Source organism: Plantactinospora sp. B5E13, from assembly GCF_039871775.1.
Taxonomy (GTDB): domain Bacteria; phylum Actinomycetota; class Actinomycetes; order Mycobacteriales; family Micromonosporaceae; genus Plantactinospora.
This window is the reverse complement of sequence record NZ_JBDPLT010000008.1, coordinates 1-17622: the sequence shown is the minus strand read 5'-3', so window position 1 is coordinate 17622 and position 17622 is coordinate 1. Positions and strand designations below refer to the sequence as shown.

The following is a 17622-nucleotide window of genomic DNA, read 5'->3' as shown; positions in this document are numbered from 1 at the left end:
GCCTCAGAAGTGGGCGAGGATCTGTCGGACCGGGTGCCCCAGGATGGTGCCAAGTTCGGCAAGTTCCTCGTCGGTGAACTCGTACTCCGGCCGGCTGGCGTCACGGATGCCGATCTCGAATCGGGCGTAGCCGCACGGCCAGTCGTAGTGAAGCGTGTCGAGCGGGACGACAGCGGCGCAGCAGGGGACGCTGGTCTCCAGGCTGTCGAACTCCTCACCGGTCTGTTCGACCAGGTCCTCGAACCAGTCGAGCGGGATGTCACCCTGGCAGCGGGGGCAGGTGATCCGCTCCAGGCACTCGCCCGGGTGCACGACCCTGCGCACGGTCGGCCATTCTGACCGCTGCCACCGACGCAGGAAACCGGCCCCCGCCGTCAGGGGGCGGGGGCCGGTTTCCGGTACGCGGTCAGTCCCGGCTGAAGGAGCCGACCGGGATCTCGCCGGCCGGGGCGTACGTGCCGATGACAACTCCGGTGCTGGAGATCGTGCTGTCGACAAGCTTCAGCCCGGCCGGCGTGGTGCCGTCGCCGAAGAGCCGCTTGCCCGACCCGACGACCACGGGGAAGGTCCAGATCCGGAACTCGTCGACCTGGTTGTGCCGCAGCAGGGTCTGGATCAGGTCGGCGCTGCCGTGCACCTGCAGCTCCGGCCCGTCCTGCTGCTTGAGGGCGGCGAGCCCGTCGGCGGCGTCGCCCTCGATCTGGACGGAGTTGCTCCACGCCGCCAGGTTGGGGCGGCCACGGGAGGCGACGTACTTGGTGGCCTCGTTGAAGATCTTGCCGCCCTCCTCCTCGGAGGCGTGCGGCCAGTGCGCGGCCATGATGTCGAAGGTCCGGCGGCCGAGCACCATGGCGAACGGCCGGCTGGTCGCCTCGGCCATCACCTGGCCCATCGCCTCGTCCCAGTAGTTGACCGACCAGCCCTCGTGCGCGAAGCCGCCGCTGGGGTCCTCACCCGGGCCGCCCGGGGCCTGCATGACGCCGTCGAGGGTCAGGAACGTGGTGACGATCAGCTTGCGCATGACGGGAGGTCCTCTCGGTCGGTTTGTGGTGCCGCGTCTCCGTTGCACAGAACTCTTTCACCGACGATTCAGTCTGTCAAGACAAGAAAAGTTGTCGGTGTGTCTCTGGTGCTTTACTGGCCAGGGACTGCGGTACGACGACTCGGACGGAGGCGCCGACCAGATGAGCGAGACCGATCCGCACATCCACGTCGAGCAGCGGGTGACCCGGGCCGGTTACGACGTCCGGAACCTGCTCGCCTCGACGTTCGGACTGGCGGCTGACGCGCCGGCCGTGGTCACCACGGGCTGCGGACAACAGGTGCCGTACGCGATGACCTCGCCCCGCCCGGAGAGCGTCACCTGCCTCGCCTGCCGGGACCACGCGCACCGGGAACACCTGCGCTTCGCCGACCAGGTCGAGCAGTTGGGTCGGATGCCGGGCAGTGTGGTCACCGACGACCAGGCCACCCTGGCCGCCGAACGGCATCGTGACCTCGCGCGACGGTTCCGGAGCCGGTGACGGGCGGGTTGGCGTCCGACCGCCGGCGCAGAATGCGGACGTGAGCTGGTCGCTGTACGCCATGCCGCTGCACCACCTCGCCCGCGACGGCGGATGGGAGTGGGCGGCTTCCGCAGGTGCGGTGCGGGGTTTGCCCGATCAGCCGCCGGAGCCGACGCCGCCGGCCCGGGTCGGCGACGTCCTCGACGCCGTACGTGCCGCCGGCTGTCACGGCACGGCATGGTTCGAGGTCGACGGCGTGGCCGCTGGTTCGGAGTTGCCCGGATGTCCGGACGCGGGGACCTGCGTGGTCGAGCAGGGACCGGATCTGGGCGAGGTCAGCCTTCATGCTGCCGGGCAGGTGCGTCATGGGCAGCCGTTGTCGATCGACGCCGCCGCGGCGGGGATGTCGTTCCGGAAGCCGAACACGCTTGCCGTGCTGCGTGCGGTGTGCGCGCTGACCTCGGTCGCGGGGCCGCTGCTGGTTCACGACGACTCGGCGAACGGGGTGTTTGTGGTGTGGCCGGGCCAGCGGGCCGAGGACCTGCGGGGAGAATGGCCGTGGTAGCCGGAGCCTCGGCTCGCCTGGCGGGTGCGCCACGGGTAACCCGGTGAACCCGCCGCACGCGCGCCGTCGACCGCACACGCCGATGCGGCCGACGTACCGCTGCCGCACCTGCGCCGCACACTGGCCCTGCCCGACCGCGCGGCTGGTGCTGACCCGGCTCTACCAGGACGACCCGGCCGGACTGCGGCGCCACCTGACCGCACACCTGCGGCACGCACGGCGGGACCTCGCCGAGACGGCACCCGGGGTGGACGCCGACGCGCTCACCGCCCGGTTCCTCGGCTGGCTGCCGGCCGGTGACGCTGACAGACCGGCCGACGCCGGTAGGCCGGGCGGGACGGCAGTCGCGGATCCGTGAACGTCACTGTCCGGCCGTGCCTGCCGAGATCACGTCGGAGCGACATGGTGTGATGGGCGGCGTGCAGGCGTACCGGCTGGTCCGCCGGCCGGCCGACGCTGGGCCGGTACGGCTGCCCGACGCTGCCCAGGAAGAGGTCGTCGCGCACACCGACGGGCCCCTGCTGGTCCTCGGCGGCCCCGGCACCGGCAAGACGAGCACCCTGGTCGAGGCGGTCGCCGCCCGGGTCGCCGAAGGCGTCGACCCGGAACACATCCTGGTGCTGACCTTCGGCCGACGCACCGCCACCGCGCTGCGGCACCGGATCGAGGCCCGGATCGCCGCCGGCACCCGCCGGGTCCTGCACGAACCCCTGGTCAGGACCTTTCCCGCGTACGCCTTCGGGCTGCTGCGCCGGGCCGCCGCGCAGCGCGGTGAACCCTCGCCCCGACTGCTCACCGGCCCCGAACAGGACCTGATCATCCGGGAACTGCTCGGTGTGGTCGGGTTGGCGGAGGGCGAGCCGACCGAGGAGATCGAGGACCCGGTCGGCTGGCCGGAGGACCTGCGGCCCGCGCTGCGTACCCGGGCCTTCGCGCAACAGCTCCGCGACCTGCTGATGCGGGCCGCCGAACGCGGCATCGGCCCGGTCGAACTGGCCCGGCTCGGCGAGAAACTCGGCCGCGCCGACTGGCCAGCCGCCGCCCGCTTCCTCCGGCAGTACGTCGCCGTACTCGCCCTGCGCGACGTCAGCAACCGGGGCTCCGTCGCGTACGACCCGGCCGAACTGGTCCGGGCCGCCAGCGGACTGCTCACCGACGACCCCGAACTGCTCGACGCCGAACGCCACCGCCTCGGGTACGTCTACGTCGACGAACTCGCCGAAACCGACCCGGCCCAGATCGAACTCCTCGAACTCGTGGCCGGCGGCGGCAAACCCCTCGTGACCTTCGGCGACCCGGACTCGTCGACGTACGCCTTCCGGGGCGCCGACCCGGCGATCGTCGGCACCTTCGCCCACCGGTTCCGGACCGCCTCCGGCGCGATCGCCCGCACCCTGACCCTGCGTACGTCGTACCGGGCCGGGCCCGGCCTGCTGGACGCGACCCGGCGGCTGGCCCGCCGGCTGCGCGGCCCGGTTTACCACCGTGACCTGGTGCCGGCGGCCGACGTCCCGGCCGGCACCGTCGAGGTCCGCACCTTCCGTTCCGCGACCAGCGAGGCGGCGTACCTGGCGCACACGCTGCGCGCTGCGCACCTGCTCGACGGGGTGCCGTGGTCCCGGATGGCGGTGCTGCTCCGCTCCACCACCCTGCAACTGCCGCCGCTGCAACGCGCCCTGCACACCGTCGGGGTGCCGACCGTGGTGCACGCCGAGGACCTGCCGCTGCACTCCCAGCCGGCGGTCGCGCCGCTGCTGCTGCTCCTGCGCTGCGCCCTCGAACCGGACCGGCTCGACGAGGAGGCGGCGGTCACGCTGCTGCACTCGCCGCTCGGCGGCGCCGACCCGCTCGCCGAACGGCGACTACGGCAGGGACTGCGGGCCCTCGCCCTGGCCGGTGGTGACCGGCGGCCATCCGGAGACCTGCTGGTCGAGGCGCTGCGGGACCCGGCCGACCTGCTCGCGATCGAGCGGCGCTGGGCCGAACCGGCGAAGGCGGTCGCCACCCTGCTCGCCGCCGCCCGGGACGCCGCCGCGGTGCCCGGGGCCACCGTCGAGGACGTGCTCTGGGCGGTGTGGCGGGCCAGCGGGCTCGCCGAACGCTGGGCCGGCGCGCTGGCCCGGGCCCGGACCGCCACCGGGGCGGCGGACAGCGGACTGCGCTGGCGGGCGTCAGCGGCCGACCGGGACCTGGACGCGGTTGTCGTCCTCTTCGACGCCGCCGCCCGGTTCGTCGACCGGCTGCCGGGTGCGCGTACCGAGGTTTTCCTCGACCACGTGCAGGGACAGCAGCTGCCGGCCGACACCCTCGCCCCGAGCGCCGACCGGGGCGAGGCGGTACGCCTGCTCACCGCCCACGCGGCGAAGGGACTGGAGTGGGACGTGGTCGCGCTCGCCGGCGTACAGGAGGGGATCTGGCCGGACCTGCGGCTGCGCGGCACCCTGCTCGGCTCGGAGCGGCTGGTCGACATCCTGGCCGGCCGGGGCGACGGCACCGGCGACCTGGCCAGTCTGGTCGGGCAGAGCTCGGCGATGCTCGACGAGGAGCGGCGGCTCTTCTACGTCGCCGCCACCCGGGCCCGGCGCCGGCTGCTGGTCAGCGCGGTCGCCTCGGCGGCGGTCGGGCTCGCCGACCAGGAGGAGCAGCCGAGCCGCTTCCTCTACGAACTCGGCCCGACCGTCGAGAACGCCGACGACCCGGCCGACCCGGCTGATCCGGGAGCCGACGCGGTCGATACGGCAGCCGACCCGGCTGATCCGGGAGTCGACCCGGCTGATCCGGGAGTCGACGTGGCCGAGCCGGGCGGGTCGGTTGAGCCGAACGAGACGTCGGGAGAGGGTCCCGCCGACACCGACCCGGAGAACGACCGGAAGGGCGCCCTGCTCAGCACGGTGCCGCGGGCGTTGACGTTGTCGGCGCTGGTGGCGGAGCTGCGGACCGCGCTCACCGACCCGGAGGCGTCGCCGGCCCGACGGCACGCGGCGGCGACGGAACTGGCCCGGCTGGCCCGGGCGGGGGTGCCGGGCGCACATCCGGACGACTGGTGGGGGCTGCGGCCCCTCTCCGACGACCGGCCGCTGGTGGACGAGGGCGAACCGGTGCGGGTGACGCCGTCCGGGATGGAGAGCGCCTTGCGGTGCAGCCTGCGCTGGCTGCTGGAACGGCACGGCGGGCGGGCGCCGACCAGCGCCGCGCAGGGGGTCGGCAACCTGGTGCACGCGGCGGCGATGCTCGCCGAGGACGCCAGCGTCGACCGGGGCAAACTGCTGGAGTACGTCACCGCCCGGTTCGACATGATCGAACTGGCTGCCCGGTGGCTGGCCGGGCCGGAACGGGCCCGCGCCGAGGTGATGGTCGACAAGCTGCTGCGCTGGCTGGCCGGCAACCCGCGCCGGCTGCTCGCCATCGAGCACGAGTTCGCGGTACGCCTCGACGACCCGAAACGGCCGATCGAGCTGACCGGCCGGGTGGACCGGCTGGAGGTGGACGACGAGGGCCGGCTCGTCGTGATCGACCTGAAGACCGGCCGGTCGACGGCGGTGAGCGCGACCGAGATCGGCGAACATCCGCAGCTCGGGGCGTACCAGGCGGCGGTCGAGGCAGGCGCGTTCGACGACCTGGTCACCGGTGCGGAGCCCGGCGGGGCCGCCCTGGTGCAGCTCGGCACCCCGACGAAGGACGCGAAGGAGCAGGTCCAGCCCCCGCCGCCGGGCGAGGGTGAGGAGGCCGGCTGGGCGCAGGCGATGGTGCGGCGTACCGCCGAGACGATGGCCGCGGCGACGTTCTCCGCGGTCGCGAACTCGAAGTGCCGGGTCTGCCCGGTCCGGACCAGTTGCCCGGTCTCCGGGCAGGGCCGGCAGGTTGTCGAGCCGCCGAGGTGGCGGGGCGGTGGTGGCCAGCGGCCGCCGGAGCAGCGGGGCGGAGGCAGCCGGTGACCCAGCCGTCGTTGTTTCCGGCGACGGCGCCACGGCGGCGCCGCGTCGTGGACGCCGGACCCCGGTTCACCCCGGTCGAACTGGCCCGGCTGCTCCGGCTGCCGGCCCCGACCGTGGAGCAGGCGGAGATCATCGCCGCGCCGGTGGAACCGCTGCTGGTGGTCGCCGGCGCCGGTTCCGGAAAGACCGAGACGATGGCCGCCCGGGTGGTCTGGCTGGTCGCCAACGGGTACGTCCACCCCGGGCAGATCCTCGGGCTCACCTTCACCCGCAAGGCGGCCGGTGAACTCGGCACCCGGATCCGTACCCGGCTCGGGCAGTTGGTGCGCCGGCTCGGCCGGGACAGCCGGGACCTGACCGGTGACCCACTCGGCGGTGAGCCGACCGTGGCGACGTACCACTCGTACGCGGCCCGGATCGTCACCGAGCACGGGCTGCGGGCCGGCTACGAACCGTCCACCCGGCTGCTCACCGAGGCGTCCCGGTGGCAGCTCGTCGACCTGCTGGTCCGCAACCACGACGGTGACATGTCCGAGGTGGAACGGATGCCGAGCACGGTCACCGACGCCGTCCTCGCGCTCACCGGCGACCTGGCCGAACACCTGGTCACCCCGGACGAACTGGCGACCTGGACCGGCCGGTTCTTCGCCGACGTGCAGTCCCGCCCCGGCCGGGTCTACGCCGACGTCCGCAAGGCGCTGCAGATCCAACAGTTGCGGCTCCGGCTGCTTCCGCTGATCCGCGCGTACGACCAGCGCAAACAGGACTTCGAAGCGATGGACTTCGGGGACCAGCTGGCCCGGGCCGCGCTGGTGGCCCGGGACCATCCCGAGGTCGGCGCGATCGAGCGGGGCCGCTACCGGGTGGTGCTGCTCGACGAGTACCAGGACACCAGCCACGCCCAGGTGGTGCTGCTGCACTCGCTGTACGGCGGCGGCCACCCGGTGACCGCGGTCGGCGACCCGTGCCAGTCCATCTACGGGTGGCGGGGGGCCAGTGCCGGCACCCTGGACCGGTTCCCGACCGAGTTCGCCCAGCCGGACGGGCGACCGGCGCAGATCCGTACCCTGACCACGAGCTGGCGTAACCGGCCACAGATCCTGGACGTCGCGAACGGGCTCGCCGCGCCGCTGCGGGCCGCCGGGGCCCGGGTCGCCGAACTCGGCGCCGCGTTCCGGGTCGACGAGGAGATCCCGGCCCGGACGGCCCGGGGACGATCCGGCGGCACCGTGCACTGCGCGCTGCTGGAGACGTACGCCGACGAGGCCGAGTGGATCGCGGACAGTGTGCTGGCCGCCTGGCGGGGCGCGGCCCGGATGCCGGAGGCGTTGCCGGAGCACATTCCACTGGAACGGCGGCCGACCACGGCGGTGCTGGTCCGGCTGCGCAGCCAGATTCCGGCGATCGAGGCGGCGCTGCGGGACCGGGGACTGCCGGTCGAGGTGGTCGGCCTCGGTGGTCTGCTGGACACCCCGGAGGTCCGGGACGTGGTCTGCACGCTGCGGGTGCTCTCCGACCCGACGGACGGGGCGGCGCTGCTCCGGCTGCTGACCGGGGCGCGGTGGCGGATCGGACCCCGCGACCTGGTCGCCCTGCACCGGCGGTCCAGCGCGATCGCCGCCGCCCGGCGGGCGATGCCCCGCCAGGACGACGAGCCGGAGATCGTCACCGACCGGTTGGACGAGGCGAGCCTGGTCGAGGCGCTCGCCGACCTGGGTCCGGCACAGTTGTACTCGGCGGAGGGTTACGCCCGGCTGCGGGCGTACTCCCGAGAACTCGGCCTGCTCCGGCACCGCCTGGACCAGCCGCTGCCGGACCTGCTCGCGGACGTCGAGCGGACCATGGGGCTGGACGTGGAGGTGGCGGTCCGGGCCGGCAGCAACGGTCGGGGTGGCGACGCCGGCCTGGCGCGCGGGCACCTGGACGCGCTCGGGGACGTGGCGGCCCGGTTCGCCGGCGACACCGGAGGGGCGCCGCTGCACGCCTTCCTGGCCTATCTCGCCGCCGCCGAGGACGAGGAGCGGGGCCTGTCGCCGGGTGAGGTCGAAGTGGTCGAGGGGGCGGTGCAGATCCTCACCGCGCACGCCGCCAAGGGCCTGGAGTGGGACGTCGTCTCGGTCGCCGGGCTGAGCCGGGGGGTCTGGCCGGGAGCGGCCCGCGCCTCCGACCACTTCCTGCAGGGTTTGGGGGTGCTGCCGTTCCCGCTGCGCGGTGACGCGGACGGGCTGCCGAGGCTGGCGCTGGAGGACGCGGAGGACCAGAAGGGGGTGGCCCGGGCGCTGGCCGCCTTCGCCGACGACTGGCGGGCACACGACGAGCGGGAGGAACGGCGGCTGGCGTACGTGGCGGTGACCCGGCCGCGTCGGCTGCTGCTCTGCTCCGGCTACTGGTGGGGGGAGGGAACGAAGCGGCCCCGGGGCCCGTCCGTCTTCCTCCGGGAGGTGTACGACTGGTGTCTGGGCACACCGGACGCCGACGGCGCGGGCAGCGGGTTTGTCGTCGACGCGTGGGCCCCGGAGCCGGCCGCCGACGCGACCAACCCGACGACCGAGGTGGTGCTCCGGGCCGAGTGGCCGGCGGACCCGCTCGGCGTCCGGCGGCCCGTGCTGGCCGAGGCCGCCGCCCTGGTCCGCCGGTTGATGTCGGAGGAGTCTGACGGGGAGCCGTCCGGCGAGCCCACGGAGGTCGGGGAGCCTGCCGAGGTGGGGGAGCCGGGGCCGGAGCTGGAGAGCGGGGCGGCGGAGGCGATGGACGGCGGTTCAGTGCCGGCGGTGGATCCGGCGGCGATGGACGACGGTGCGCTGCCGGCGGTGGATCCGGCGGCGGCGGTCGCGGCGGCCTGGCGGCGGGAGGCGGAGTTGCTGCTCGCCGAACGGGACGCGCTGATGCACCGCGCCGGTCCGGTCGAGGTGGCGCTGCCCGGGCACCTGTCGGTCTCCCAACTGGTCGGACTGCGCCGCGACCCGGCGGCGCTGGCCCGCAGCCTGCGGCGGCCGATGCCGGCCCGGCCGGAGCCGCACGCCCGGCGCGGCACCGCCTTCCACGCCTGGCTCGAGCAGCGGTACGGCGCCGACCGGCTGCTCGACATCGACGAGTTGCCGGGGGCCGAGGATGCGGAAGCGGCGCCCGACGAGGTCCTCGCCGACCTGCAGGAGCGTTTCCTCGCCAGCGAGTGGGCGGACCGGACGCCGGTCGAGGTGGAGGTGCCGTTCGCGACCGTGATCGGCGGCCTGCTGGTGCGGGGCCGGATGGACGCGGTCTTCGCCGCCCCCGGCGGGCGGTACGACGTGGTCGACTGGAAGACCGGGCGGCAGCCGTCCGGTGCGGAGGCGGACGCGGCGGCGGTGCAGTTGGCCGCGTACCGGCTGGCCTGGGCGGAGTTGGCCGGTGTACCCGTCGACCGGGTACGGGCCGCCTTCCACTACGTACGGGAGAACGTGACCGTACGGCCGGCCGATCTGCTCGACGCCGCCGGGCTGGCCGCCCTGGTCGCGGGCCTGCCGGAGGCGGACGCGCCGAACTGATCCGGTGAAAGCTGGGTGTGGTGCCCCGTTCCGTGCTAGTGTTACCGCGTTGCAGTTTTGGTTCCCAGAGACTTCGTGTGCGCCTGCGGGATTGTGACCGTAGGCGCCCTTTGTTGTGTCCGGAGTTCTCCGGGCGGGGCGACCAGGGCGACAGCAGCTCACGCTTGCCGCGTGGGCGACTTTCGGGCCGTAAGGTGCGGTCCGAACGTTCCGTCAGGAGACGAAACACATGGCAATTGGCACCGTGAAGTGGTTCAACGCTGACAAGGGCTTCGGCTTCATCACCCCGGACGGCGGCGGCGCCGACGTCTTCGCGCACTTCTCCGCGATCCAGAGCTCGGGCTACCGGAGCCTGGACGAGAACCAGCGGGTGGAGTTCGAGATCACCCAGGGTCAGAAGGGCCCGCAGGCGGAGAACATCCGCCCGCTCTGATCTGAGCCACAGCTCCACCACCACACCCCGACCCGGGGGGTGGTGACGCGGCCAGCCCGTGCCCCAGGCCGGGCTGGCATCCGCGTATTTTCCCGGTCCGTGCCCACGGCCACCGGGCCGGTACGCCGTGGGCGGCCCCGCCGCCCCGGCTCTGGTCGCCGGTTGCCTTCCTCGACACGTACCGCTGTCAGGAAGGTCCCGTGTTGACCCGTACCGTCGGATCCACCCGTCCCATCACCTCGTTCGCGGACGCGCCGCTGGCCACCGGCCTGCACGCCGCGTTGGCCGCGAACGGCATCGTCGAGCCGTTCCCGATCCAGTCGGCGACCCTGCCGGACTCGCTGGCGGGTCGGGACGTGCTCGGCCGGGGCCGTACCGGCTCCGGCAAGACCCTCGCCTTCGGGCTTCCCCTGCTGTCCCGGACCGCCGGCCGCAAGGCCCGCCCCCGGTCCCCGCTCGCCCTGGTCCTGGTCCCCACCCGGGAACTGGCCCAGCAGGTGACCACCGCCCTGGCCCCGTACGCCGGCGCGGTCGGCCTGCGGTGCGCCACCGTGGTCGGCGGGTTGTCGCTGGTCCGGCAGGCCGACGCGCTGCGGGCCGGCGCGGAGGTGGTCATCGCCACCCCCGGTCGGCTCGCCGACCTGGTCAACCGGGGCGACTGCCGGCTCGACCAGGTCACCGTCACGGTGCTGGACGAGGCCGACCAGATGGCCGACATGGGCTTCCTGCCGCAGGTCACCGACCTGCTGCGGCAGGTGGCGCCGGACGGGCAGCGGATGCTCTTCTCGGCCACCCTGGACCGTGGCGTCGACCGGCTGGTCCGCCGCTTCCTCACCGATCCGGTGACCCACTCCGTGGACCCGGCGACCGCCACGGTCACCGCGATGACCCACCACGTGCTGCAGGTCGACGCCGAGGACAAGGGGGCGGCGACGACCCAGATCGCGGCCCGCGACGGTCGCGTGATCATGTTCGTCGGTACCAAGCACCGGGCCGACCGGCTGGCCCGACAGTTGCTGACCAGCGGCGTACGGGCGGCGGCGCTGCACGGCGGCAAGTCGCAGCCGCAGCGGACCCGGACCCTGGAGCAGTTCCGCGCCGGCCAGGTCACCGCCCTGGTGGCGACCGACGTCGCGGCGCGTGGCATCCACGTCGACGGGCTCGACCTGGTGGTCAACGTGGACCCGCCGACCGAGGCGAAGGACTACCTGCACCGGGGCGGCCGTACCGCCCGGGCCGGTGAGTCGGGCCGGGTGGTCACCCTGGTCCTGCCCGAGCAGCGCCGCGAGGTGGCCTCGCTGATGAACACCGCCGGGATCCGGCCGGAGACGGTCCGGGTACGCCCCGGCGACGAGGCGCTGGTCCGGGTCACCGGGGCCCGGATGCCGTCCGGGATCCCGGTCACCCCGCCGACGGCCCCGGCCGCCGCGCCGTCGTCGTCCCGGTCCGGGCGGTCGTCCCGCAGGTCCGGGGCGGGTGCGTCCCGGACCCACGGTGCGTCGTCGTCCCGCAACCACGGCACCGGCACGGCACCGACACCCGCCCAGGGCACGGCGTCGGCCCGGTCCGGCGCGGGGTCGACCCGGGCCGGCACGACGGGTACGCACCGGTCCGCAGCGGCCTTCTCGGCGTCCCGGTCGACCGGCCGCCCACCTCGCCCGCGGGGTCCGCGCCGGTCCGCCTGAACGCGGCTGCCCGGTCTGCCGGGCAACCCGCCCGAGGTCTCCGGCGGTCCGCCCGCCCGGGACGCCGGGCGGCCGGAGCGGCGTCCCCGATCGGCCAGTCCAGTTGTGCCCGCGAATACACCCGATCGGGTCCGATGGGCGACTGTGGATCGACTCTTGACAGGTCATCCTGTCCTGGGATCCGGCGGCCAACGGGGAGGTCGCGGTGGGAGGTTGTCATGACCGTGAGCGTCGGGGCGGGTTCGGTTCGGGAAATCCTGGTGGTACTCGCACTCGCGCTCTGCGGGCTGCTGCTCGCCACCCTGGTCGCCTTCACTCCCTGGTACGGCATGGCCGCCGGCAACTCCGCCGAGGCGGAGGTGGTGGAGGTGCACTCGCCGGCCGGACCACCGATGACCGCCGGGGTCAGCGCCGCCAGCAACGGTTGAACGGTTGTCGGCCGGTCGGACGCCGGTGGGGTTCGCCGCCGTCGGGCACCCGTGGTGTTCACTAGGGGAATGCCGGTGAACCTCACCCCTCCACCCAGCGGGTCCCAGGCACAGCCGGGATCGGCCTGGGCGGCGGGTGCGGTGACCCGACTGGGTACGCCGCCTCCCGTACCGCCGGCCGGACCACCGGCACCACCGCCACCGGGCGGAGCCGGTGGCGGCTGGGACCGTCGCCGGCTCTGGTGGTTCGGCGGGGCGGCCGGTGCCGTACTGGTGCTCGGCCTCGTGGTGGTGCTCGCGATGACCCTGACCGGCAGTCAGGGCCCGAGCCCGTTCCAGGGCAGGCCGCAGGCGCCGGAGGACGTGCGTCCCCCGTTGGCCCGCAAGTGTCCGCCGCTGGCCGGGTCGGCGGCACCGAGCAACCCGCCGGCCGATCCCGGCCCGGCGCCCCGGGTGCCGCGGAACGCGCCGGGCAGGCCGGTGGAGGGCGAACGGACCGTCGACCGCGAGGCCGGTATCTCGTACGCCACCTACGGGGCGCCCTGGGAACCGTGGCGGGCGGTCTGGAACGCGGGCAGCCTGCAGGTGCCGTACAAGGTCGGGCAGCACTTCGTCACCGAGCCGGAGTACGACGGGTTCAGCGACTACCACGCCTCGATCCTGTCGGCGGCGGTGCCAGCGGCGGAGAACGACGCCCTCACCTTCGACCTCGAATGTGTCGGCCGGCAGGTGGCCAGCGACGCCCGGGCTGAGTACTACCCGCAGCCGAACCGGATCGAGTCGATCCGGGACGAGCGGACCACCGTCGGCGGCCGTCCCGCCTGGGTGACCGTGTTCCGGCTGCACTTCGAACAGCGGGACCTGCGGGCCACCGACGAACTCGCCGCGATCGCCTGCATCGACGTCGGCCGGCCGACCGCCGCGGTGCTCTACGTCTCGATTCCCGGCACCCACCGGGAGTTCGACTGGGTGGTCGACCACGTCCTCGACTCGGTGCAGGTCGACTAGGTGTGGCTTGGGAAGGCCGGGCCGAGCCCGGCCGGCGCCCGGCCAGCGGGTACGGCGCCCGCGACGGTGCGGGAACGCGCTAGGGTCGGTGCGTGGCGGCGGGAAGATCGAGAATTCCAGGAGTGACACACCCGGTCGAGCGGTTCACCCTCGACAACGGCCTGCGGGTGGTGCTGGCACCGGACCGCAGTGCCCCGGTGGTCGGGGTGGCGGTCGTCTACGACGTCGGCATCCGGTCGGAACCGGAGGGGCGGACGGGCTTCGCCCACCTCTTCGAGCACCTGATGTTCCAGGGCTCGGAGAACCTGGAGAAGCTCGCGCACTTCCGACACATCCAGGGCGCCGGCGGCACGTTCAACGGCTCGACCCACCTGGACTACACCGACTACTGGGAGACGCTGCCGAGCAACGCGCTGGAGCGGGCGCTCTTCCTGGAGGCGGACCGGATGCGCGGCCCCCGGCTGACCGAGGAGAACCTGCGCAACCAGGTCGACGTGGTCAAGGAGGAGATCCGGGTCAACGTGCTGAACCGGCCGTACGGCGGGTTCCCCTGGCTGAAGCTGCCGCCGGTGCTGTTCAGCACCTTCCCGAACGCGCACGACGGCTACGGCTCGTTCCAGGACCTGGAGAGCGCCTCGATCGCCGACGCGACCGACTTCTTCGACCGCTACTACGCCTGCGGCAACGCCGTACTGGCGGTCGGCGGGGACCTGGACGTGGCGGAGGCGACCGCGCTGGTCGAGCGGCACTTCGGTGACGTGCCGGCCCGGCCGGCCCCGGAGCGGCCCAGTTTCGCCGAGCCGGACCTGACCGGTGAGCGGCGGGAGTCGTACACCGACCCGTTGGCGCCGCTGCCCGCGGTGGCGGCGGCCTGGCGGGTGCCGGACCCGATCGGCGACTTCGCCGGCTACCTGCCGTACGTGGTGCTGGCCGAGGTGCTCACCGACGGCGACGCGTCCCGGCTGGTCGAGCGGCTGGTGCTGCGGGACCGTACGGTGACCAGCGTCGGCGGCTACCTCGGGCTGATGGGCAGCCCGTTCGACGTACGGGACCCGACCGCCCTGGTGCTGCAGGCGCATCTGCCACCGGGTGGGGACGTGGACAAGGTGCTCCGCACCGTCGACGAGGAACTGGACCGGGTCGCCGCCGACGGCCTGACCGCCGACGAACTGGCGCGTACCCAGGCCCGGATGGCCACCCACCTGCTCCGGGAGACCGACGCGGTGCTCGGGCGCACGTTGCAGATGGCGGTGCTGGAGCAGCAGCGGGCCGAGCCGGAACTGCTCGGCGAACTGCCCCGGCTGGTCGGCGAGGTCACCGAGGAGCAGGTGCGCGCGGCGGCCGCCACCCTGCGTCCGCAGCGTCGGGCCGCCGTCGAGGTCGTCCCCGGTGGAGGTGCCCGGTGAGCATCCGTACGCTGCCCCCGCTCGGGCCGAACCGCAAGCTCAAGCTGCCCCGGACCGCCGAACGGACCCTGCCGAACGGGCTGACCGTGATCGCCGTCCGCCGGCCCGCCGTGCCCCTGGTCGAGCTGCGGCTCTGGCTGCCGTTCGGTCGGGCGAACCTGGCCCGGGGCCTGATGCTCTCCCAGACCCTGCTCTCCGGTACCACCACGATGACCTCGGTGCAGCTCGCCGCCGAGCTGCAGAAGGTGGGCGGCGGGCTGAGCGCCGGACTCGACGCCGACCGGCTGATGCTCTCCGGCACCGGCCTGGTCACCGGGCTGGACCGGATCCTGGAACTGCTCGGCGAGGTGCTGACCGGGGCGACGTACCCGAAGGACGAGGTCGACATCGAACGGGCCCGGCTGATCGACGGGATCCGGATGGCCCAGAGCCAGCCGACCCACCTGGTCCGCCGGGCGCTGCTCAAGCGGATGTACGGCCGGCACCCGTATGCGGTGCAGACCCCGGAGCCGGAGCAGGTGGCGGCGGTCCGGCCGGCCGCGCTGCGTACCCTGCACGCCGACCGGGTACATCCGACCGGGGCGATCCTGCTGCTCGTCGGTGACGTGCAGCCGGCCCGGGCACTGGACGCCGCCGAGCGGGCCCTCGCCGGCTGGACCGGGGACGGCGCGCCGGGCGAACTGCCCCCGACGCCACCCCTGGAGCCGGGGCCGCTGCTGCTCGTCGACCGGCCCGGCTCGGTGCAGTCGTCGCTGCGGATGGCGTTGCCGGCGGTGCCGCGTACCCATCCCGACCATGCCGCGCTGCAGTTGTCGAACCTTGTCTTCGGGGGCTACTTCTCGTCCCGCTGGGTGGAGAACATCCGCGAGGACAAGGGTTACACGTACGGGCCGCACTCCACGATCGAGCACTCGGTGGCCGGGTCGGCGCTGGTGGTCGCCGCCGAGGTGGCCACCGAGGTGACCGGTCCGGCGATGTTGGAGACCGTGTACGAGCTGGGCCGGCTCGCCTCGCTGCCGCCGAAGGAGGACGAGCTGGAGCAGGCCCGGCAGTACGCGCTCGGCACCCTGCAGCTCGGCGTCTCGACCCAGGCCGGGCTGGCCGCGGTGGCCAGCGCGTACGCCGGTGCCGGGCTGCGGCTGGAGTATCTCGCCGAGCATGCGGCGCGGCTGGCGAAGGTGACCCGGGACGAGGTGGCGGCGGCCGCCGCGACGTACCTGGCCCCGTCCCGGGCGGTCAGTGTGGTGCTCGGCGACGCGGGGCGGATCGAGGCACCGTTGGCGGTGTTGGGACCGGTCCGGACGGAGGCCGAGGGGTCGTGACGTCCCCGGCGACACCCGGTCCGGATTCCGGGACCGGTCCGGAGGATCGTCCGCTCTCCGGGGCCGGTCCGGCCGACCATCCGCCGCTGGCCCGGTCCACTCTGGACCGGGCCGCCCACCGCCGGACCGACCAACGGTGGCTGGCGGAGGCGTGGTTGCGGGCCCGGGTGCTGCTGGTGGACGTGGCCGGCGGTGGACGGACGCTGGTCGGGCCAGCGACCGACAAGCCGGAACTGGTGCTCTTCGGCCCGGAGAGTGTGTCGCCGGGCGAGCCGGGTGCCCGGCTGTTCCTCGGGGTCGAACCGGACGGGGTGCCGGTCTTCGCGGTCGACACACCGCTGCCGACGGTCGACGGGACCCGGGCGGCCGGGTTGCGTGAGGTCGGGCACCTGCTCAGTGACCGGGACGCCGGGCTGCTCACCACCGCGATCGCGCTCTTCAACTGGCACGCGCGGCACCCGTACTCGTCGGTCACCGGCCTGCCGACGACGATCGGTGATGCCGGCTGGACCCGGCGGGACGAGACGGGGCAGCAGCTCTGGCCGCGTACCGACCCGGCGATGATCGTGCTGGTGCACGACGGCGTGCCGGGGCCGGAGGGCCGCTGTCTGCTCGGCAACAACGCGGCGTGGCGGGCCAGCGAGGGCGTACGACGGTTCTCCTGCCTCGCCGGGTACGTCGAACCGGGTGAGTCGGCCGAGGACGCGGTGCTGCGGGAGGTGACCGAGGAGGTCGGCCTGGTCCCGCACCACATCGGGTACGTCGCCAGTCAGGCCTGGCCGTTTCCGGGTTCGCTGATGCTCGGCTTCTTCGCGCTGGCCGATCCCGGGCGTCCACTGCGGCTGGATCCCACGGAGATCGCCCACGCCGGCTGGTTCACCCGTCGGGACATCGCGGCGGTGCTGGCCGGGGAGCGGGTCGAGGTCGGTGCGGGGCTGCGTCTCGGGCTGCCGCCGGCGTCGTCGATCGCGCTGTTCCTGATCCGTCGCTGGCTCGACACGACGGCCTGACGCGGCGGCCTGACGCCGGCGCGGCGGAGATCGGCGACCGCGGCGGGGGACGGGACAATCTTGGCCCGCGACCGTCGTTGCCGCGACGATCACGGGCCAAGATCATGGGCCGTCGGGGTCGGGTGTGGCGTGGTACGCGGCGGGGGAGCCGCCCGACCGACGACGGTCGTCTAGGTGGGTAGCCCCAGGCGGGGGCCGGTGTGTGCCGGTCGGAACCCGCCCGGTGTCGGGGCCAGGGTGTCGGGTTGCGGGCCGACGCCGGTCGGCCGCGGGGTCAGGTCGGTGGGCGGTACGGTCAGCTCGTCCGCCGGTACGCCGGTGTCGTTCGATCCGGTGTGGAGTGTGGCGGCGCGGTGACGGCGCGGTGGCTCGCCCACCGGAAGCACCTTCACCCGTTGCCGTCCGGCCCGGACCGCGCCCACGCTGGACAGCGCTCTGGCGAGGAGCAGAGCGGCGTCCCGGTCTTCCGCGCGGACGACCTGTCGGCGCTGCTCAGGGGTGGTCTGTTCGTCGCGGAGGCATTCCCCCTGCGCCCATGCGGCGGCCAGCTCGTCGTCGGCGGCGGCACGGATATCCGTGCGAACGATGAGAAACCGCATGCGTGTCTCCGACAAGACGGTGACGGATGATGAGTCTCTGATTACCGAGCGAAGTCGTTTCGTGGAACTTCCACGCGGCCTCTTGGCCTATGTTCACCCATCGCGGGTCATCGGGCAAGTGAAACGCGCCGATTGGAGTAGTCGCTCGTCCGATCAGGTGACAATCGGTCACCACGGCTGGAAGCTCCAACAGGGACGGGGC

At 73.8% G+C, this 17622-nt stretch carries 15 protein-coding genes and 1 pseudogene; 13 read left to right on the top strand and 3 right to left on the bottom strand.

Annotation, left to right across the window (positions count from 1 at the left end; genetic code table 11):
• Nucleotides 1-3: 3 nt before the first annotated feature.
• Both ABGB05_RS09730 and ABGB05_RS09725 read right to left on the bottom strand, forming a co-directional pair.
• Entirely contained in the window at nucleotides 4-324 is a 321-nt protein-coding gene (locus ABGB05_RS09730) for a hypothetical protein (RefSeq protein WP_347652884.1), read from the bottom strand.
• Between the two features lie 82 nt (nucleotides 325-406).
• The gene (locus tag ABGB05_RS09725; protein WP_347652883.1) at nucleotides 407-1021 is read right to left on the bottom strand and encodes a dihydrofolate reductase family protein; all 615 of its coding nucleotides are present in this window, start codon (nucleotides 1019-1021) and stop codon (nucleotides 407-409) included.
• Nucleotides 1022-1184: 163 nt separating this feature from the next.
• On the opposite strand from ABGB05_RS09725, the gene ABGB05_RS09720 reads away from it, so the two are divergent.
• The 12 genes from ABGB05_RS09720 (at nucleotide 1185) to nudC (ending at nucleotide 16821) form a co-directional block, all read left to right on the top strand.
• Entirely contained in the window at nucleotides 1185-1523 is a 339-nt protein-coding gene (locus tag ABGB05_RS09720; protein WP_347652882.1) for a hypothetical protein, read from the top strand.
• A 40-nt stretch (nucleotides 1524-1563) separates the two neighbouring features.
• On the top strand, nucleotides 1564-2070 hold the full coding sequence (locus ABGB05_RS09715) for a hypothetical protein (protein WP_347652881.1): 507 nt from the start codon (nucleotides 1564-1566) through the stop codon (nucleotides 2068-2070).
• Between the two features lie 82 nt (nucleotides 2071-2152).
• A complete protein-coding gene (locus ABGB05_RS09710; RefSeq protein ID WP_347653068.1) occupies nucleotides 2153-2428 on the top strand; it encodes a hypothetical protein in 276 nt (91 codons plus the stop codon).
• 52 nt (nucleotides 2429-2480) lie between these two features.
• Nucleotides 2481-6005, top strand: a complete 3525-nt coding sequence (locus ABGB05_RS09705) for an ATP-dependent DNA helicase (protein ID WP_347653067.1) — start codon at nucleotides 2481-2483, stop codon at nucleotides 6003-6005.
• A complete protein-coding gene (locus ABGB05_RS09700; RefSeq protein ID WP_347652880.1) occupies nucleotides 6002-9529 on the top strand; it encodes a UvrD-helicase domain-containing protein in 3528 nt (1175 codons plus the stop codon). The genes ABGB05_RS09705 and ABGB05_RS09700 overlap by 4 nt, the downstream gene beginning before the upstream one ends.
• Before the next feature lie 229 nt (nucleotides 9530-9758).
• Nucleotides 9759-9962, top strand: coding sequence for a cold-shock protein (locus ABGB05_RS09695; protein WP_007072850.1), 204 nt, complete (start codon nucleotides 9759-9761; stop codon nucleotides 9960-9962).
• A gap of 233 nt (nucleotides 9963-10195) precedes the next feature.
• Nucleotides 10196-11647 carry a DEAD/DEAH box helicase gene (locus ABGB05_RS09690; protein WP_347653066.1) on the top strand — a complete coding sequence of 484 codons (1452 nt, stop codon included), beginning with the start codon at nucleotides 10196-10198 and terminating at the stop codon, nucleotides 11645-11647.
• A 218-nt stretch (nucleotides 11648-11865) separates the two neighbouring features.
• Nucleotides 11866-12075 carry a hypothetical protein gene (locus ABGB05_RS09685; protein ID WP_347652879.1) on the top strand — a complete coding sequence of 70 codons (210 nt, stop codon included), beginning with the start codon at nucleotides 11866-11868 and terminating at the stop codon, nucleotides 12073-12075.
• A 75-nt stretch (nucleotides 12076-12150) separates the two neighbouring features.
• On the top strand, nucleotides 12151-13083 hold the full coding sequence (locus ABGB05_RS09680) for a hypothetical protein (protein WP_347652878.1): 933 nt from the start codon (nucleotides 12151-12153) through the stop codon (nucleotides 13081-13083).
• Nucleotides 13084-13175: 92 nt separating this feature from the next.
• Nucleotides 13176-14489 (top strand): pitrilysin family protein, encoded by a 1314-nt coding sequence (locus ABGB05_RS09675; RefSeq protein ID WP_347652877.1) that lies wholly within the window; start codon nucleotides 13176-13178, stop codon nucleotides 14487-14489.
• A complete protein-coding gene (locus tag ABGB05_RS09670; protein ID WP_347652876.1) occupies nucleotides 14486-15811 on the top strand; it encodes a pitrilysin family protein in 1326 nt (441 codons plus the stop codon). Before ABGB05_RS09675 ends, ABGB05_RS09670 begins: the two co-directional genes overlap by 4 nt.
• 86 nt (nucleotides 15812-15897) lie before the next feature.
• On the top strand, nucleotides 15898-16821 hold the full coding sequence (gene nudC, locus ABGB05_RS09665; RefSeq protein WP_347653065.1) for an NAD(+) diphosphatase: 924 nt from the start codon (nucleotides 15898-15900) through the stop codon (nucleotides 16819-16821).
• Between the two features lie 362 nt (nucleotides 16822-17183).
• Here the strand turns inward: nudC and ABGB05_RS09660 are convergent.
• A pseudogene (locus ABGB05_RS09660) lies at nucleotides 17184-17420 on the bottom strand (hypothetical protein); the annotation flags it as partial.
• Here ABGB05_RS09660 and ABGB05_RS09655 point away from each other — a divergent pair.
• A partial coding sequence (locus ABGB05_RS09655) for a hypothetical protein (RefSeq protein WP_347652875.1) occupies nucleotides 17419-17622 on the top strand: 204 nt, incomplete at its 3' end. The pseudogene ABGB05_RS09660 and the gene ABGB05_RS09655 sit on opposite strands and share 2 nt — an antisense overlap.